Genomic DNA, 18,286 nt, shown 5'->3' on the forward strand with positions numbered 1-18,286 from the left:
CTCCACCCGCTCCGCTCGACCGAGGAAAGTGTTCATGTCGCAGACGAAGTTCCTGCTGTCCGAAGACCGCATGCCCACCACCTGGTACAACGTGGTCGCCGACCTGCCGAAGCCGCTGGACCCGATGCTGCACCCCGGCACCCGGGAGCCGATCACCGCGGCCGACCTGGAGCCCCTCTTCCCGGGCGAGCTGATAGCCCAGGAGTTCTCCACCGACCGCGAGGTGGACATCCCCGGCGCCGTCATCGACGTGTACCGGCAGTGGCGGCCCAGCCCGCTGGTCAGGGCCCGCCGTCTGGAGAAGGCGCTCGACACCCCGGCCCGCATCTACTTCAAGAACGAGGGCGTCAGCCCGGCCGGCAGCCACAAGCCCAACACCGCGATCCCGCAGGCGTACTACAACAAGCGGGCGGGCGTGGAGCGGCTCACCACCGAGACCGGCGCCGGCCAGTGGGGCAGCTCCATCTCCCTCGCCTGCCAGTACTTCGGCCTCCTCTGCGAGGTCTACATGGTCAAGGTGAGCTACCAGCAGAAGCCCTACCGCCGCGGCCTGATGGAGACCTACGGGGCCCGTGTCAGCCCCAGCCCCAGCGACCTCACCGAGGCCGGCCGGGCCGCTCTCGCCGCCGACCCGGACTCCCCCGGAAGCCTGGGACTCGCCATCTCCGAGGCGGTGGAGGCGGCCCTCAGCAGTGGCGGATCCGCCAAGTACGCGCTCGGCTCGGTGCTCAACCACGTACTGCTGCACCAGACGATCATCGGTCAGGAGGCCCAGCTCCAGATGGAACTGGCCGAGGACTACCCGGACATCGTGATCGGCGCGGCCGGCGGCGGCTCCAACTTCGGCGGCCTCGCACTGCCCTTCCTCGGCGAGCAGCTGCGCGGCGGACGCTCCGTGCGGGCCGTCGCCGTCGAGCCGTCGTCCTGCCCGACCCTGACCGAGGGGAAGTACGACTACGACTTCGGTGACACCGCGGGCATGACCCCGCTCACCAAGATGCACACCCTCGGCCACGACTTCGTGCCGCCGAGCATCCACGCGGGCGGTCTGCGCTACCACGGCATGTCGCCGATCATCAGCGCCCTCAAGGACATCGACGTCCTGGAGGCCCGTGCCGTCCCGCAGACCGCCTGCTTCGAGGCCGGGGTGACCTTCGCCCGCAACGAGGGCATCGTGCCGGCGCCGGAGTCCACGCACGCCGTGCGCGTGGCCATCGACGAGGCGCTCGCCTGCAAGGAGTCCGGCGAGGAGAAGAGCATCCTGTTCTCCCTCTCCGGGCACGGCCACTTCGACATGCAGGCCTACATCGACTACTTCGCCGGGAAGCTCGAGGACTGACCGGCCGGCAGGGGGAGGGGCGGGGCCGGCCGGCTCCGCCCCGCAGTGCCTCTCGTCCGGACCGGTCCGGACCCCGGGAGCGGGGTCGGGACCGGTCCTGACGAGAGGGCGAGATCAGTGACTCATGGGGGAGTTCATGCAAGGCGTACACGGAGCGAAGCCCGTCATCCTCGGTATATCGGGGTCCGAGCGTGCCGGGGGGAACACGGATCTGGCGCTCGCGCACGCGGGCGGACTGGTGCGGGAGCGGGGTGCCGTCTTCCGTGAGGTGCATCTGCGCGACCACCGCATCTCACCCTGCAGTCCGTGCGGCGACTGCAACAACCGGACGAGCCCGTGCGCCCTTCCGGACGACATGCCCGCCATCGTCGAGGAGATGAAGCGGGCCGACGGGATCATCTACGCCGTGCCCGTGCACGGCTTCGGCCTCGCCCATCTCATGCAGATCTTCATCGAGAGGGCGGGCGTCGGCTATCTGCGGTTCGACCGGCCGCTCGCCAACAAGGTCGGCGGGATCATCGTCACCGGCCGCCGTTACAGCGACGCCTCCGTGCACAACCAGCTCATGGACAATCTGCTGCTCAACCGCATGATCATGGTGGGCAGCGGCTTCCCCGCCCTGCTGCGCAACACCTCGCGGGAGCCGGGCCTGCGCGACCCCGAGGGCGTGGACGCCCTGGAGCGCATGGTCCACCGAATGATCGACATGACCCTGCTGCTGCGCAGGGTCAGGGCGAGCTCCGACGAGTCGGTGCTGCCCCTCGACGACCGCAACGAACGGGTCGTACGCGCGCGTTCGATGTCCTGACCCACGCCACCACCACGTCGTCCAGACCCACGCCACCACCACCGCCCACCGAGGAGTACTCCCACCATGACCACCACGGCCCCCGCCCTCGTCGGCATCGACTTCGACACCGTCCCCTGGGAGAAGTGGCACAAGCCCGGCGCCGAGGGCCGGGTGAAGATCGCGTACACCGGAGGTCTGCGGGTGCGCCTGATGGAGTTGCCCCCGGGCTTCGACGAACAGGAGTGGTGCGAGCGCGGCCACCAGGGCTACGTGCTGCAGGGCGAGTTCACCATCCACTTCGACGACCGCTCGGTGCCCTGCCGCCCCGGCATGGGCTTCGTCATCCCCGGTGACGAGCGGCACCGCTCCCAGGGCTCCGCGGGCGAGCCCACCGTCGTGTACGTGATCGACGAGGTGCCCGCGCCATGACGGCCACGGCGCGGATCGAGGAGCTGCGCGGCTCCATCGACCTTCTGGACCGCCAGATCGTCGGCCTGCTCGCCGCGCGTACCCGGGTGGTGAGGGAGCTGACCGAGTACAAGAGCGACGAGGAGGCGGTGCGCTCGCCCGACCGCGTCGCCCAGGTGATCGCCAAGGTGCGCCGGCTCGCGGACGAGCAGGGCATGCCTCCCGGGATCGCGGAGGCCACGTACCGCACGCTCGTCGCCGAGTTGACGGCGCTGCAGCTCGACCGGCTCGCCGAGCGGCGGGCCGCCGCACCGGAGGGCATGTCGTGACGCGCCGCCGTCTCGCGGATCTGCGCACCGCGCTCGCCGGGCTGGACCTGATGCCCGGCGAGCTGGTGCGGGAACGGGAGGAGGTCCCGGCCCGGTTCGGGGTCTCCTCCCGGTACGCGGCCTGGGCCGGGACACCGGCGCCGCCTCCGACGGGTCCGGGGCCCGCCGTCCTCTTCGAGCGGGTCACGCCGGCTGCCGCGGGCGCCGAGGCCCGGGCCGTGCTCATCGGCCTGTACGGCACCCGCCGCCGGGCCGCCGCGCTGCTGAAGTGCACCCCCTCGCAACTCCCGTACCGCCTGCTCGACGCGGTCGCGTCGCCTCTGCCGCCGGTGCGGCTGAGGGGCGGCCGCGGCCCCGGCCGCCGGGAGCTCGCGCCGGACCTCACCGCGCTGCCGGTGCCGGTGCTCACCGACGCGGACGCGGGCCCCTATCTGACGCTCGGCGCGGTCCTCGCGACCCATCCGGAGACCGGGGTGCGCAACCTGTCGATCCACCGGATGTGTGTGCGGGGCCCCGGCGAGCTGTCGATCTGGATGGTGCCGGGACGGCACCTGGAAGCCGCCCATCTGGCGGCCCTGCGCCGGGGCCGGCCGCTGCCGGTCGCGATCCATCTGGGGCTCGGGCCGGCCGTCCTGCTCTCCTCGTGCTGCCCGGCGTCCCTCGTCCCCGGCGGAGTCGACGAACTCGCCGTGGCGGGCGCGCTGGGCGGCGCTCCGGTGGAGCTGACGTCCTGCCGGACGGTCGACGCGGAGTGCGTCGCGCACGCCGAGTACGTCCTGGAGGGCGAGCTGCTGCCCGGCCCGGTGCCGGAGAACCCCCGCGGGCCGTACGCGACACCGGAGTTCCTCGGCTATCAGGGACGGGCCCACCCGGGGCTCCCCACCGTCCGGATCTCCGGGATCACGGCACGCGAGGGAGCGATCCTGCAGACCGTCTCGGGCCCGGGACACGAGCAGTCGGTGCTGCTCGGCTTCGGAATGGAGGCGGCGGTCCTCGGCCGGCTGCGGCAGCTGGGCACACCGGCCCGGGCGGTGCACTGCCACACGGCGGGCGGCGGCCAGCTCATGGTGGTGATCCAGTGGCCGGCCAAACGGTCGGCCACCGACGACGAGGCGGTGCGCAAGGCCGCGGAGTCGGTGCTGGAGGAGTTCCGGATGGCCAAGCTGGTCGTCTCCGTGGACGAGGACGTCGACCTGGAGTCGGACGCGGACCTGTGGTGGGCGATGACCACCCGGCTGCAGGCCGACCGGGACGTCTCGGTGCTGCCGGACCGGGAGGGCTTCCCCCTGGACCCGACCCAGTCCCCCGCGTACTCGGACACGCTGTCGGGCGAAGGGCGTACGGCGAAGGCCCACTTCGACTGCACCGTGCCGTACGCGCACCTCGCCCGCTTCCACCGCCCGCGCTTCACGGAACCGCGGGAGCCGGGGGCCGGTCCCCCCGGGCGCCCGTCGCCTCGCGCACCGCTTCGGCCAGCAGGGCGACTCCCTCGGTGATACGGGCGACGGGCAGGGCCGCGTACCCCATCAGGAACGTCGGTTCGGCCGGCGGGTCCTGGACGAAGTAGCCGGACGCGGGGTAGATCCGGACTCCGCGACCGGCCGCCAGCCGGACGATCGTGTCCTCCGGAACGCCTCGCGCCCCGGTGAGGGTGACCAGCACGTGCAGGCCGGCGGCCTCGCCGGAGATGCGGACCTCGGCACCGAAGTGCTCGTACAGCTCCCCGAGCAGGCGGCCTCTGCGCTGCCGGTACAGCCGTGTCATACGGCTGATGTGGCGGGCGTACGCGCCGGTGGACACGAAGTCGGCGAGCGCCTCCTGGGCGACCGTGGGCGTCAGCCGGTCGGTGATCCACTTGATGCCCAGGAAGGGCTGCACGAGAGGGCGCGGGAGCACCGCGTAGCCGATCCGCAGCGCGGGAAAGAGCGTCTTGCTGAAGCTGCCCACGTAGACGACGGTGTCCCGGTGCCGTTCGGCCGCCAGCGCGGGCAGCCGCTCGGCGGTGAACGTGAACTCGTTGTGGTAGTCGTCCTCCAGGACCGTCGCGCCGTGCTCGTACGCCCACTTCAGGAGCCCGCGCCGCCGTCCCCCGGACATGATGAACCCGGTCGGGAACTGGTGCGACGGCGTGACGTACACCAGTTTCACCCGCTCCGGATCGTGCCCCCGGGCCCGCACACAGGCGTCGATGTCCTCCACCCGCAGCCCCTCCTCGTCCACGGGGACGGGCACGACGGCCGCGTCGGAGCAGCCGAACACCTGACGCAGCACGGTGTGGCTGGGGTCCTCGATCACCACCACGTCACCCGGCGCGACCAGCATCCGGACGAGGATGTCCAGGGCCTGGGTGGCGCCGCCGGTGACCATGATGCGGTCGGGGGACGCGTCGAGGGCCCGGCTCTGCCGGACGAGGGCGGCGATCTCCGTCCGCAGCGCCGGGGAGCCCTCGGCCGGGCCGTAGCCGAGCGCGGCGACGTCGGCGCGGCCGTACGCGTCGTGCAGGGACTGCCGCCAGCGGGCGACGGGGAAGTCCGCGAGCGCCGGAGTGCCGTGCCGGAAGTCGAGCGCGACACCCGGGTGCCGGGTGGGCGGCGGCTCCCAGGGCTGCCACAGCGCGTTGCCGCCGTCGGTGGCCCTGGGCGGCTGCGGGGCGAGCGTCGTGGACGCCGGGCGGGAGGGACGGACCGGGGCGGCACCGGCCGCCGGACCGGCGACCCTGGTGCCGGAACCGCGCCGGGCGGTGAGGATGCCGTGGGCGCGCAGGAGTTCGTACGCGCGGGTGATGACGGTCCTGGACACGTCGAGCTGCGCGGCGAGTTCACGGGACGCGGGCACCGTCTCGCCCGGCCGCAGCCGGCCCGACCGCACCAGGGCGGTGACCTGGTCGCACACCTGCTGCTGCAGCGGCGTACCCCCGTCCCGGTCCAGCACGATGAGCAACTCCGACGACCCCACGTCCCCTCCGTCTCCCCGCCCGGCCCGGGCTATCACTGTATGTCCCCGCGCGGGGGCTTCCGGGGAGAACGAGGCGGGTCAGAGGGAGTTGAGCAGGGCCAGCGTCCGCGTGAGCTCGTCGCGCAGTTCGCGCGCGGCCGCGTCGGCGTCGCCGCGCACGACGGCGTCGACCATCGCGGCGTGGCTCTCGTCGCCGTACTCCGGGTCGGCGCGGAGGCCGAGCAGCTCGACCAGATCGAGCAGCCCCTGCTGCAGCACGGGTACGAACTCGGTGAACAGGCCGGTGAGCACCGGGTTGTGTGCCGCGTCGACCACGCCCGCGTGCAGGGCGATGTCGGCCCCGACGAACTCGGCGTCGCCTGCGTGCGCCGCCGCCCGCCGCCCGGCCAGCGCCTCCTGGAGGACGGCGATGTCCTCGTCGGTACGGCGCCGCGCCGCCAGCCGGGCGGCCTCCACCTCGACGAGCATCCGGACCTCGTAGACATCGGCGACGGCCGCCTGGCGGAGCTGGGTGGACCAGTCCTGCCTGGGCCGGGTCGCGATGACGAAGACACCGGATCCCTGACGCGACCGCACGAGCCCGGCCCCGGCCAGCGCCCGCAGGGCCTCACGGACGGTGGAGCGTCCCACGCCGAGGGACTTGGCCAGGGCGGTCTCCCCGGGGAGCTTCGTCCCGACCGGCCACGCACCGCCCGTGATCTGTTCGCGCAGATGGTCCGTGGCCTGCTCGACCAGAGGGGACGGCCGCAGGGCGCCCAGTGACATCCGGTTTCGCCTTTCCTTGGGACCTCAGGTTGTCTGAGGAGCTGAGTTGTGGTTATTTTACCCGCATGCTGTCGCGCGAGTTCCTTCTTCTCGGCTGCCGCTGCGGGGTCTGACACGACCGGCACCCCGCAGCGGGGTTCCGGGCTGCGCCGGTCGCCTGACGGACGACCGAAAGAAGTTCCGCACGATGCCCTCCACCTTCCCGGCCCCGGCGGCCACGGCGTTCCCCACCCTCCGCACCCCCTCCGGTGACGTGCCGGCGGGCGCCCCGCGCTGGAACCCCCAGCGGCCGAGCGCGATGCCGCACCACCGCTACCGGCCCGCGCACGAGCGGGTCGCCCTGCCGCTGACCGACCGGACCTGGCCGTCACGCCGGATCGAGCAGGCGCCGCTGTGGGTGCCGGTCGACCTGCGCGACGGCAACCAGGCACTGGCGGAGCCGATGGACACCGCACGCAAGCGGCGCATGTTCGATCTCCTGGTCACCATGGGCTACAAGGAGATCGAGGTGGGCTACCCCTCCGCCAGCCAGACCGACTTCGACTTCGTACGGCACCTGGCCGACAGCGACGCCGTGCCCGACGACGTGACCGTCTCCGTGTTCACGGCGGCCCGCGCGGACCTGATCGACCGGACCGTCGCCTCCGTCGAAGGACTCCCCCGCACCCTGGTCCACCTCTACACGGCGACCGCTCCCACGTGGCGGGACGTCGTCCTGGGCCGCTCCCGTGCCGAAGTCCACGCGCTGATCCGGGAGGCGGCCACGCATCTGATGTGCCGTGCGGAGGAGCGGCCGGGCGCCGGCATCCGGTTCGAGTTCTCCCCCGAGGTGTTCAACCTCACCGAACCGGACTTCGTCCTGGAGGTGTGCGACAGCCTCACCGAGCTGTGGGAGGCGAGCCCCGACCGTCCGGTGATCCACAATCTGCCGGCGACGGTGGAGATCGCCACGCCCAACGTGTACGCCGACCAGATCGAGTACATGCACCGTCACCTCGCCCGGCGCGACTGCGTGATCCTCTCCGTGCACCCCCACAACGACCGCGGCACCGGCGTCGCCTGCGCCGAACTCGCCGTCCTCGCGGGCGCCCAGCGTGTGGAGGGGTGCCTGTTCGGCAACGGTGAGCGCACCGGCAACGTCGACCTGGTGACCCTGGCCCTGAACCTCTTCGCCCAGGGCGTCGACCCGATGATCGACTTCTCCGACATCGACGCGGTGCGCGAGGTGGTCGAGCACTGCAACCGGCTGCCCGTCCACCCCCGGCACCCCTACGGCGGCGACCTCGTCCACACCGCCTTCTCCGGCACCCACCAGGACGCCATCGCCAAGGGGATGGCCCACCACGCCGAGCGGGCCGCCGAGACCGGCGTCCCCGCCGGGGCGGCTCCATGGGCGGTGCCGTACCTGCCCGTCGACCCGGGCGACATCGGCCGCACCTACGAGGAGGTCATCCGCATCAACTCCCAGTCCGGCAAGGGCGGCATCGCCCACCTCCTCCACACTCACCACGGCCTGGACCTGCCACGGACGATGCGCCCGGACTTCTCCCGCACGGTGCAGCGGGTCACCGACGCCACCGGGCAGGAACTGTCCCCCAAGGAACTGTGGGAACTCTTCCGCACCACCTACATCGCCCCGGCCCTGGACGGCCCGGTCACCCTGGTCTCCTGGAACACCACGGAAACCGCCCCCGGTGAGCACCGGTTCACGTGCACGCTGCGCGCCGATGGCCGGGACCACTCCTGCGAGGGCACGGGCAACGGCCCGCTCTCCGCCCTCGCCGACGCCCTGCGCGCCGTCGGCATCACCGTCGACGTCCTCGGCTACACCGAGCACTCCACCACCCCGGGCCCGGGCAGCCCCGCCGTCGCCTACGCCGAATGCCGGGTCGCCGGCACCGTCCGCTGGGGCGCGGGCTGGGACACCTCGGTCCTGACCGCCTCGGTGAACGCGATCATGTCCGCCGTCAACCGCTCCCCCCGGACCGCCCCCGCCGGACCCACTCCCCACTGACCGACGCCGCCCCCTCGGCACCGCCCGGGCATGAAAAAACCCCAGGTCACGGCGAGTGAGTCCTGGGGTGATTCCGAGCCGCCTTCGGGATTCGAACCCGAGACCTACGCATTACGAGTGCGTTGCTCTGGCCATCTGAGCTAAGGCGGCGCGCTGTCCGCACTATGGTGCGATCAGCAACGCGGGTAAGTCTACACAGTTTCCGGAGTGGTCCGCACACAGCCCGGGAGGGGCCGCGGCAGGGGCTATGAGCAGCGCTTTCCCTCAGCCGGAGGGGTGCCCTCGAGGAGGTAGCGGTTGATCGCGGAGTCGACGCAGTCGCTGCCGCGGCCGTAGGCGGTGTGGCCGTCACCGGCGTAGGTGAGGAGGGTGGCGGAGGAGAGCTGGCCGGCGAGGGAGCGGGCCCAGGCGTACGGGGTGGCCGGGTCGCGGGTGGTGCCGACGACCACGATGGGGGCGGCGCCCTTCGCCTCGATCCGGTGCGCCTCGCCCGTGGGCCGCACCGGCCAGTACGCGCAGTTCAGCGAGGCCCAGGCGAGGCCCTCGCCGAAGACCGGGGACGCCTTCTCGAAGTCGGGGACCGCGGCCTCCACCTCGCCGGGGCCCGAGAAGGCCGGCGGAAGGTCCAGGCAGTTCACCGCCGCGTTGGCGAACATCAGGTTCGCGTACGTCCCGTCCGGGTCACGCTCGTAGTAGCTGTCGGCGAGGGCCAGCAGGCCCGAGCCGTCCTTCTTCTTCATGGCCGCAGTGAGGGCGTCACGCAGCTGGGGCCAGGAGCCCTCGTCGTACAGGGCCGCGATCACGCCGGTCGTCGCGAGTGCCTCGCCGAGCCTGCGTCCGTCCGCGTCGCCCGCCGGGAGGGGCGAGGCGTCGAGCTTCGTGAAGAAGGCCTTCAGGTTCCTGCCCACCTGTTCCGGGCTCGTGCCCCGTCCGCCCAGGGGACAGTCGGAGTGGCGTACGCAGTCCTTCGCGAAGGACTGGAAGGCCGTGTCGAAGCCCTCCGTCTGCTCCCTGTTCAGCTCGCGGGCCGTGAGCGAGGGGTCCAGGGCGCCGTCCAGCACCAGCCGGCCCACCCGCTTCGGGAAGAGACCCGCGTACGTCGCGCCGAGGAACGTCCCGTACGACGCTCCGACGTACGTCAGCTTCCTGTCGCCCAGCGCGTCCCTCAGGATGTCCATGTCGCGGGCCGCCTCGACGGTGGACACGTGCCGCAGCAGCTCGGACGACCGGCGCTCGCAACCGTCCGCGAAGTCCTTGTAGGCGTCAACCAGGCGGGCCGTCTCCTTCCGGTCGTCCGGGGTGACGTCCGTCTGCGTGTACGCGTCCATCTCCTTGCCGGTGAGGCACTTCACCGGCTCGCTGCGGGCCACTCCGCGCGGGTCGACGGCGACCATGTCGTACCGGGCGCGGACCGCCGCCGGGTAGCCGATGCCCGCGTACGACTGGAGGTAGCCGATCGCCGAGCCGCCGGGGCCGCCGGGGTTGACCAGCAGGGAACCGATCCGCTTGCCCGGGCCCGTGGCCTTCTTCCGGGCGACCGCCAGTCTGACGTCCCCCGCGGCCGGCTTGGCGTAGTCGAGCGGGGCCTTCATGGTGGTGCACTCGAAGCCGGGGACGCCGCACGCGCGCCAGCTGAGCTTCTGCCCGTAGTACGGGGCCAGCACCGACGGGGTGGACCGGGGCAGCGCCGCCAGCGCCGCGTCCTGCGTCGAGGTCGTCGTGGAGCTTCCCGGGGAGCAGGCGGCGGTGGCGAGGAGCGCGCCCGCCGCCAGCGCGAGGCCGCACCGGGCGGGCAGCGACCGCAGTGGCCGGAGGGGGCGGGGGGCTCGGGAGTCACGGCGGGGGCCCGAGATGCCGGAGGTGCCGGAGGTGCCAAGGATGCGCCTGGTCTGCATCGTCCGAGCGTAACCGTCAGCAATCACTCGGTCACCACGTGTGGCCGTTTCCGCTCGTACGAGGGACCCCGGCTCGACCCCGGCTCGGAGTGCTCCCCGTCCTCCTCAGCCCGCCCGCAGTGCCATCGTCATCGCCTCCACCGCGAGCAGCGGAGCCACGTTGCGGTCGAGGGCGTCGCGGCAGGCGGCGATCGCGTCGATGCGGCGGAGCGTGGACTCCGGGGTGCCGCCGCGCGCCAGGCGTTCCAGCGTGTCCTCGGCGTCCGCGTTCGCGATGGCCACCCGCGAGCCGAGCTGGAGGGCGAGCACGTCCCGGTAGAACCCGGTGAGGTCGAGCAGGGCGAGGTCGAGGGTGTCGCGCTTGGTGCGTGTTCTGCGGCTCTTCTGCTTGTCCTCCAGCTCCTTCATCGCGCCCGCCGTGCCGCGCGGCATCCGGCCGCCCTGGGCCGCCCCGAGCGCCGCCTTCAGGTCCTCGGTCTCCTTGACGTCGACCTCCTCGGCGAGCTGCTTGGCGTCCTCCGCCGCCGTGTCGACGAGCTCCTGCGCCGCCTTGAGGCAGCCGCCGACGTCCTCGACGCGGAGCGGAAGTCTGAGGACGGCGGCCCGGCGCGCACGGGCGGCCGGGTCGGTGGCGAGGCGGCGGGCCCGGTCGATGTGGCCCTGGGTCGCGCGCGCGGCCGCGGCCGCCACCTCGGGCTCGACGCCGTCACGCCGTATCAGCAGGTCGGCGACCGCGTCCACGGGCGGGGTGCGGAGCGTCAGCAGGCGGCAGCGCGACCGGATCGTGGGCAGGACGTCCTCGACGGACGGGGTGCACAGAAGCCAGACCGTCCGCGGAGCGGGCTCCTCCACGGCCTTCAGGATGACGTTGCACGCGCCTTCCGTGAGACGGTCGGCGTTCTCCAGGACGATGACCTGCCAGCGGCCGTTCGCCGGGAACATCTGGGCGCCGCGGACGAGATGGCGGGTCTCCTTCACGCCCATGGAGAGCAGTTCGGTACGGATGACCTGTACATCGGCGTGGGTGCCGACCAGGCTGGTGTGGCAGCCGTCGCAGAACCCGCAGCCGGGGACGCCGCCGAGGGCGCGGTCGGGGCTCACGCACTGGAGCGCCGCCGCGAAGGCCCGCGCGGCGGTGGCGGCGCCCGAGCCGGGCGGGCCGGTGAACAGCCAGGCGTGCGTCATCTTCGACGCCTCCGGCGGCGGGGCGCCGGTGGCGGCGGCGGTGACCAGGGCGTCGGCGTCCCGGGCGGCCGCCGCGAGCTGCGCGGTCACCTTCTCCTGGCCCACCAGGTCGTCCCACACGGGCATGGGGCACCGCCCTTTCGTCACACTTCGCCTTGCCGGATCCCATTGTGCGGGAGAGGACTGACAACGCTCCCCGCCCGGCCTTCCCACCGGTCGGGGAGGCCGGTCGTGGAGACCCGGTCGGGGAGGTGGCCGGGCGGGCGGCGCAGCCGAAGGGCGGCACCGGGGACCCGGTGCCGCCCTTCGGCCGGCCACGTCAGCGACGGCGGCGGCCGCCCCGGCCCCTGCCGGGTTCCTCGTCGTCGTGCGGGCCGTCCTCGTCGCGGCCGCCCAGCAGTTCGTCCGCAAGCGTCGGCAGGTCGTCCAGCGGAGTCTCCTCCGCCCAGTCGGGACGCGAACGGTGGCGCGGAGCGCCCACCTCGTCGACCTGCGGGAGCTCACGGGTGCGCTCCTGGGGCGACTCGGGCGCCGGGTCCCGGTGCTCCTCCCGGAAGTAGCCCGGAGGGACACGGTCCGCGGGATCACCGGCCCCGCCGCCCGTGCCGCCGTCATGTCCGGGACGTACGGGAGGCAGCACGGCCGTCTCGTCGGCCGCGCCCGGAGCGACCGGCGGCAGCACGGCCGTCTCGTCCGCCTCGGCGGGGAACCGGGGCAGCACCGTCGTCTCGTCCACCGCCCCCTCGGGCGCCGGGGGCTGCGGGATCCTGGCCGTCTCCTCGGCGTCGTACCCCGGGCCGGAACCGGCGCCGGAGCCACGCCCCGGGCCCGCCGCAGGCTTCACGACCGGCGTGGGCACGGTCGTCTCGTTCGCCGTCTCGCCGTTCGCCGTCTCGCCGTTCGACCTCTTGCCGGTCGACCTCTTGCCGGTCGGCGCGGTCTGTGCGGCGACGGGCGAAGCGGGCTGCGCGGGAGGCGACGACGGGCGGGTCACCGTCGGGTTCGCGGCCGCCGCCGACGCCGCGGCGGCGGCTTCCGCCGCCCTGCGCGCCGACTCGGCGCGCAGCAGGGCCTCCTCGGCCTTCCGCTGCTTCTCCAGGCGGCGCTCCTCGGCCTCGGCCCGCAGTCGCGCCTCCTCCTCGGCCTGCCTGCGCCGGCGTTCCTCCTCGGCGGCCCGCGCCTTCTCCTCGGCGAGACGCCTGACCCGCTCCTCCTCGGCCCTGCGGCGGGCCTCCTCGGCGCGCTGCCGGGCCTCCTCCGCCTGGCGTTCGGCCTCACGCCGCTGTGCCTCTTCGAGTTCGCGCTGCTTGCGCTCCTCCTCCTCGGCGCGCAGCCGGGCGAGCTGCTCCTGCCGCTCGCGTTCGATGCGCTCCTCCTCGGCCTTGCGGGCGGCCTCCTCCTCCGCCTTCCTGCGGGCCTCCTCCTCGGCGGCCTTGCGTGCCTCCTCCTGAGCCTTCACCTCGGCCTCGGAGAGCGGCAGCAACGCGTCGAGGCGGTGCCGGACGACCGTGGTGACGGCCTCGGGCTCCTGAGCCGCGTCGACGATCAGGTAGCGCCCGGGGTCGGCCGCGGCCAGGGTCAGGAAACCGGAGCGCACGCGTGCGTGGAACTCGGCGGGCTCCGACTCCAGCCGGTCGGGAGCCTCGGTGAACCGCTCGCGCGCCGCCTCGGGCGAGACGTCGAGCAGCACCGTCAGGTGCGGCACGAGCCCGTCCGTGGCCCAGCGCGAGATGCGGGCGATCTCCGTCGGCGACAGGTCACGGCCCGCGCCCTGGTAGGCCACCGAGGAGTCGATGTAGCGGTCCGAGATGACGACGGCGCCGCGCTCCAGTGCGGGCCGCACCACGGTGTCCACGTGTTCGGCGCGGTCGGCCGCGTACAGCAGGGCCTCCGCCCGGTGCGACAGTCCGGCCGAGGAGACGTCGAGGAGGATCGACCGCAGCCGCTTGCCGACGGGGGTGGCGCCCGGCTCCCGGGTCAGCACGACCTCGTGGCCCTTGGCCCGGATCCACTCGGCGAGCGCCTCGGCCTGGGTCGACTTCCCGGCCCCGTCGCCGCCTTCCAGGGCGATGAAGAAGCCGTTCGAGGCGAGCGTCTGCACGGGGTCGTCGCCACCGCGCAGCGCGTCCAGCAGGTCGTGGCGCAGCGGCACTCCGGACCGGTCGTCGACCTTGGCCAGCACCAGCGCGGCCACCGGCAGCAGCAGGGCGCCGACGAGCATCAGCGTGAACGCGGCTCCCCCGTGCGCGAAGACGAACTTGCCGTTCTCCAGGCGGTGCGGTCCGATCGCGGCCGCCACGAGCGGCGCCACCAGCGCGCCCAGAGCCACGAACACCCGTACGACTGCGTGCAGGTGTTCGGTCGTGCGCGCCCGCCGGTACTCCTCGGCCTCCTGGTCGAGCAGCGCGTGCCCGGTGTTCGCGGCGACGCCGGCGCCGATGCCCGCGAGCGCCGCTATCAGCAGCACGGTGGTGACGTCCGGGACGAGCCCGGCGGCGAGGAGAGCGACACCCGTGAAGGCGATGGCGAGGGCGAGCAGCCTGCGCCGTGACAGCGACGGCAGCACGGACGGCGCCACACGGATTCCGGCGGCCGTGCCACCGGTCAGCGCGAGGACCAGCAGCCCGTACGTCACCGGCCCGCCGCCGAGGTCCTTGGCGTGCAGCACGGAGACGGCGACGGCCGCCGCGATCGCCCCGGCGACGGCCGCGCAGGCCGGCACGAGCAGGGGAACGGCGCCGGTACGGCCCTTGTCGACGCCGGTGCCCGTGCGGGGGCGGCGCAGCCCTTCGAGGGGCGACCGCGCACGCGGGGTGCGCGTGTCGGGCAGTTCGAGGTAGGTGAGCACGGACAGCGAGGCGGCGAACAGACCGGCGGCGACGTACGAGGAGAGCGCCACCTGGTGCTGGTCGAACCAGTCGATCCCCGCGCCCAGCAGATTGCTGATCAGCGACACCAGGACGAGCGCGGCCGCTCCGAGCGGCACCGCGACGAACTGTGTGCGCAGCGACAGCCGCCGCAGCGCGTCCATGTGGTCCGGCAGCGGGCGCACCGTGGCGCCCTCCGGGGGCGGCGCGGGCAGCAGCGCGGGCGCCGCGCTCTCACGGCAGACCGTCCAGAAGCGTTCGGCGACGCCGCTCACGAAGGCGGTGACGAGGAGGACGGCGAGCGCGCTGTCGGGGGTCCAGTCGATCCACAGGGGGGCGACGATCAGGAGCGCCGCGCGCAGACCGTCGGCCCCGACCATGGTCCAGCGGCGGTCGAGGGGTCCTTCCTGGGACGTCAGGGCCGTGAGCGGCCCGAGGAGTACGGCCCCGAAGAGCAGCGTCGCCAGGGCGCGCGCCCCGAAGACCGCCGCCACCGCGACGGCCACTCCGCGGTAGCCGTCGCCGAAGGAGCCCTCCAGGACCGCGGCCTGGAGTACGAGGACGACCAGGACCAGCAGGGCGAGGGTGTCGCCGACACCTCCCACGAGTTGCGCGCTCCACAACCGTTTCAGCTGGGGGCGGCGCAACAGCGCGCGGACGGCGCGCTCTCGGGAATCTGCGACCAGGGCGGTGTCGGGGGCCGGATCATGGGCCGTTGGCTGCTCGGCTCGCGTCATCCTGACAGCCTATCCGGACGGGCGAACTCCTCGAAGCAGCGGCCGAACATACGGACGCCCCCACACCGGAAGGTGTAGGGGCGGCCGGTGCCTCCCGGGGCTCGCCGGGAGGCACGGTCAGCTCTCCGAAGCGGCCGTCTTCTCGGCGGCGGCCTTCTTCGCGGGGGCCTTCTTGGCGGCGGCCGTGCCCGAGGCCGTCGTCTTCTTCGCCGCCGTCTTCTTGGCGGGCGCCTTCTTCGCGGTCGTCTTCTTGGCCGCGGCCTTCTTGGCGGTGGTCTTCTTCGCCGTCTTCTTCGCCGGGCTCTTGGCGCGCTTCTCCGCGAGCAGCTCGTAGCCGCGCTCGGGCGTGATCTCCTCGACGCTGTCGCCGGAGCGCAGGGTCGCGTTCGTCTCGCCGTCGGTCACGTACGGACCGAAGCGGCCGTCCTTGACCACGACCGGCTTTCCGCTGACCGGGTCCTCGCCGAGCTCCTTCAGCGGCGGCTTGGCGGCGGCGCGCCCGCGCTGCTTGGGCTGCGCGTAGATCGCGAGCGCCTCTTCGAGGGTGATGGTGAAGAGCTGTTCCTCGGCCTGCAGCGACCGGGAGTCGGTGCCCTTCTTCAGGTACGGCCCGTAGCGGCCGTTCTGCGCGGTGATCTCCACGCCCTCGGCGTCCGCGCCGACGACCCGCGGCAGGGACATCAGCCGCAGGGCGTCCTCCAGCGTCACCGTGTCGAGGGACATCGACTTGAACAGCGAGGCGGTCCGCGGCTTGACCGCGTTCTTGCCCGTCTTCGGGGTCCCCTCCGGGAGCACCTCGGTCACGTACGGGCCGTAGCGGCCGGCCTTGGCGACGATCTGGTGGCCCGTGGACGGGTCGGCGCCCAGCTCGAAGTCGCCGCTCGGCTTGGCGAGCAGCTCCTCCGCGTAGTCGACGCTCAGCTCGTCGGGGGCCAGGTCCTCCGGGACGTCGGCGCGCTGGTGGTTCTCGGAGTCCTTCTCACCGCGCTCGATGTACGGGCCGTAGCGGCCGACGCGCAGCACGATGTCGTTGCCGACCGGGAAGGACGACACCTCGCGGGCGTCGATGGCGCCCAGGTCGGTGACGAGCTCCTTGAGGCCGCCGAGGTGGTCGCCGTCGCCGTTGCCCGCCTCGGCGGCGCCGGTCGCTTCGCCCTCGCCGAAGTAGAACCGCCGCAGCCACGGCACGGCCTGCGCCTCGCCGCGCGCGATGCGGTCGAGGTCGTCCTCCATCTTGGCGGTGAAGTCGTAGTCGACGAGCCGCCCGAAGTGCTTCTCCAGCAGGTTGACCACGGCGAAGGACAGGAAGGACGGGACGAGCGCCGTGCCCTTCTTGAAGACGTAGCCGCGGTCGAGGATGGTGCCGATGATCGACGCGTACGTCGACGGGCGGCCGATCTCGCGCTCTTCGAGCTCCTTGACCAGGCTGGCCTCGGTGTAGCGGGCCGGCGGCTTGGTGGCGTGGCCGTCGACCGTGATCTCGTCGGCGGTGAGCGGGTCGCCCTCGGTGACCTGCGGAAGCCGGCGCTCACGGTCGTCCAGCTCGGCGTTCGGGTCGTCGGCGCCCTCGACGTACGCCTTGAGGAAGCCGTGGAAGGTGATCGTCTTGCCGGACGCGCTGAACTCGGCGACGCGCCCGTCGGAGGCCGTGCCACCGATCTTCACCGTGACGGAGTTGCCGATCGCGTCCTTCATCTGGGAGGCGACGGTCCGCTTCCAGATCAGCTCGTACAGCCTGAACTGGTCACCGGTCAGACCCGTCTCGGCGGGGGTGCGGAAGCGGTCCCCGGAGGGGCGGATCGCCTCGTGCGCCTCCTGCGCGTTCTTGACCTTCCCGGCGTACGTGCGCGGCTTGTCCGGCAGGTAGTCGGCCCCGTAGAGCTGCGTGACCTGGGCGCGGGCGGCGGAGACCGCCGTCTCCGAGAGGGTCGTGGAGTCGGTACGCATGTAGGTGATGAAGCCGTTCTCGTACAGCTTCTGCGCCACCTGCATCGTGGCCTTCGCGCCGAAGCCGAGCTTGCGCGAGGCCTCCTGCTGCAGCGTCGTCGTACGGAACGGGGCGTACGGGGAGCGGCGGTACGGCTTCGACTCGACCGAGCGGACGGAGAAGCGGGTGTCCTCCAGGGCCGCGGCGAGCGCGCGGGCGTTCGCCTCGTCCAGGTGGAGGGTGTTCGCGGTCTTCAGCTGCCCCACGGAGTCGAAGTCGCGGCCCTGGGCGACGCGCCGGCCGTCGACCGTGGTCAGGCGGGCGACCAGCGACGACGGGTCGGACGGGTCACCGGCCCGGCCGGTGCCGAAGGTGCCGGTCAGGTCCCAGTACTCGGCGGAACGGAAGGCGATGCGCTCGCGCTCCCGCTCGACGACGAGGCGGGTCGCGACCGACTGGACACGCCCTGCCGACAGGCGCGGCATGACCTTCTTCCACAGGACCGGCGAGACCTCGTAGCCGTAGAGACGGTCGAGGATGCGGCGGGTCTCCTGGGCGTCGACCATGCGCTGGTTCAGCTCGCGCGGGTTGGCGACGGCGCTGCGGATCGCGTCCTTGGTGATCTCGTGGAAGACCATCCGGTGGACCGGGACCTTGGGCTTCAGGACCTCGAGGAGGTGCCACGCGATGGCCTCGCCCTCGCGGTCCTCATCGGTGGCGAGGAAGAGTTCGTCGGAGTCCTTCAGCAAGTCCTTGAGCTTCTTGACCTGGGACTTCTTGTCGGCGTTGACCACATAGACGGGCTGGAAGTCATGGTCGACGTCCACACCGAGGCGTCGCACCTCGCCGGTGTACTTCTCGGGCACCTCCGCGGCGCCGTTGGGGAGGTCGCGGATGTGCCCGACACTCGCTTCGACGACATAGCCGGGGCCGAGATAGCCCTTGATCGTCTTCGCCTTGGCAGGCGACTCGACGATGACGAGTCGGCGGCCGCCGTGTGCGGTGTCGCTGGTCGGGGACAACTTCGCTCTTCTCTCCGGTCGACGCGGGGGGTGCTCCCCCGGGTTGCGACCCG

Annotated in this window: 12 protein-coding genes and 1 tRNA gene; 6 read left to right on the plus strand and 7 right to left on the minus strand. The window is 72.8% G+C overall.

Annotated features, from left to right (window positions below):
- Window positions 1–34 precede the first annotated feature (34 nt).
- The 5 genes from ACFY93_RS23325 (at window position 35) to ACFY93_RS23345 (ending at window position 4,362) form a co-directional block, all read left to right on the plus strand.
- Window positions 35–1,339: a TrpB-like pyridoxal phosphate-dependent enzyme gene (locus ACFY93_RS23325; RefSeq protein ID WP_391362207.1), complete on the plus strand. Its 1,305-nt coding sequence runs from the start codon at window positions 35–37 to the stop codon at window positions 1,337–1,339.
- 136 nt (window positions 1,340–1,475) lie between these two features.
- On the plus strand, window positions 1,476–2,147 hold the full coding sequence (locus tag ACFY93_RS23330) for an NAD(P)H-dependent oxidoreductase (protein WP_391362210.1): 672 nt from the start codon (window positions 1,476–1,478) through the stop codon (window positions 2,145–2,147).
- A 66-nt stretch (window positions 2,148–2,213) separates the two neighbouring features.
- A complete protein-coding gene (locus ACFY93_RS23335) occupies window positions 2,214–2,558 on the plus strand; it encodes a cupin domain-containing protein (RefSeq protein WP_391362213.1) in 345 nt (114 codons plus the stop codon).
- Window positions 2,555–2,866, plus strand: a complete 312-nt coding sequence (locus ACFY93_RS23340; protein ID WP_391362215.1) for a chorismate mutase — start codon at window positions 2,555–2,557, stop codon at window positions 2,864–2,866. Before ACFY93_RS23335 ends, ACFY93_RS23340 begins: the two co-directional genes overlap by 4 nt.
- Window positions 2,863–4,362 (plus strand): UbiD family decarboxylase domain-containing protein, encoded by a 1,500-nt coding sequence (locus ACFY93_RS23345; RefSeq protein WP_391362219.1) that lies wholly within the window; start codon window positions 2,863–2,865, stop codon window positions 4,360–4,362. Before ACFY93_RS23340 ends, ACFY93_RS23345 begins: the two co-directional genes overlap by 4 nt.
- Here the strand turns inward: ACFY93_RS23345 and ACFY93_RS23350 are convergent.
- Both ACFY93_RS23350 and ACFY93_RS23355 read right to left on the minus strand, forming a co-directional pair.
- Window positions 4,274–5,821 (minus strand): aminotransferase class I/II-fold pyridoxal phosphate-dependent enzyme, encoded by a 1,548-nt coding sequence (locus ACFY93_RS23350; RefSeq protein WP_391362222.1) that lies wholly within the window; start codon window positions 5,819–5,821, stop codon window positions 4,274–4,276. The two genes, ACFY93_RS23345 and ACFY93_RS23350, sit on opposite strands and share 89 nt — an antisense overlap.
- A 78-nt stretch (window positions 5,822–5,899) precedes the next feature.
- Window positions 5,900–6,586 (minus strand): FCD domain-containing protein, encoded by a 687-nt coding sequence (locus tag ACFY93_RS23355; protein WP_391362225.1) that lies wholly within the window; start codon window positions 6,584–6,586, stop codon window positions 5,900–5,902.
- 187 nt (window positions 6,587–6,773) lie between these two features.
- Here ACFY93_RS23355 and leuA point away from each other — a divergent pair, with 187 nt between their 5' ends.
- A complete protein-coding gene (gene leuA / locus ACFY93_RS23360) occupies window positions 6,774–8,600 on the plus strand; it encodes a 2-isopropylmalate synthase (protein WP_391362228.1) in 1,827 nt (608 codons plus the stop codon).
- Between the two features lie 76 nt (window positions 8,601–8,676).
- Here leuA and ACFY93_RS23365 read toward each other — a convergent pair.
- From ACFY93_RS23365 to topA, 5 genes are all read right to left on the minus strand, one after another.
- A tRNA-Thr gene (locus ACFY93_RS23365) sits at window positions 8,677–8,750 on the minus strand.
- Between the two features lie 95 nt (window positions 8,751–8,845).
- Window positions 8,846–10,495 (minus strand): alpha/beta fold hydrolase, encoded by a 1,650-nt coding sequence (locus ACFY93_RS23370; protein ID WP_391362231.1) that lies wholly within the window; start codon window positions 10,493–10,495, stop codon window positions 8,846–8,848.
- A 105-nt stretch (window positions 10,496–10,600) separates the two neighbouring features.
- Window positions 10,601–11,806, minus strand: coding sequence for a DNA polymerase III subunit delta' (locus ACFY93_RS23375; RefSeq protein ID WP_391362234.1), 1,206 nt, complete (start codon window positions 11,804–11,806; stop codon window positions 10,601–10,603).
- Window positions 11,807–11,999: 193 nt separating this feature from the next.
- Window positions 12,000–15,284 carry a dTMP kinase gene (gene tmk / locus ACFY93_RS23380; protein ID WP_391362236.1) on the minus strand — a complete coding sequence of 1,095 codons (3,285 nt, stop codon included), beginning with the start codon at window positions 15,282–15,284 and terminating at the stop codon, window positions 12,000–12,002.
- Window positions 15,285–15,401: 117 nt separating this feature from the next.
- Window positions 15,402–18,233 carry a type I DNA topoisomerase gene (topA, locus tag ACFY93_RS23385; protein ID WP_391362240.1) on the minus strand — a complete coding sequence of 944 codons (2,832 nt, stop codon included), beginning with the start codon at window positions 18,231–18,233 and terminating at the stop codon, window positions 15,402–15,404.
- Window positions 18,234–18,286: the final 53 nt, after the last annotated feature.

The organism is Streptomyces sp. NPDC008313 (assembly GCF_042956125.1).
Lineage (GTDB): Bacteria > Actinomycetota > Actinomycetes > Streptomycetales > Streptomycetaceae > Streptomyces.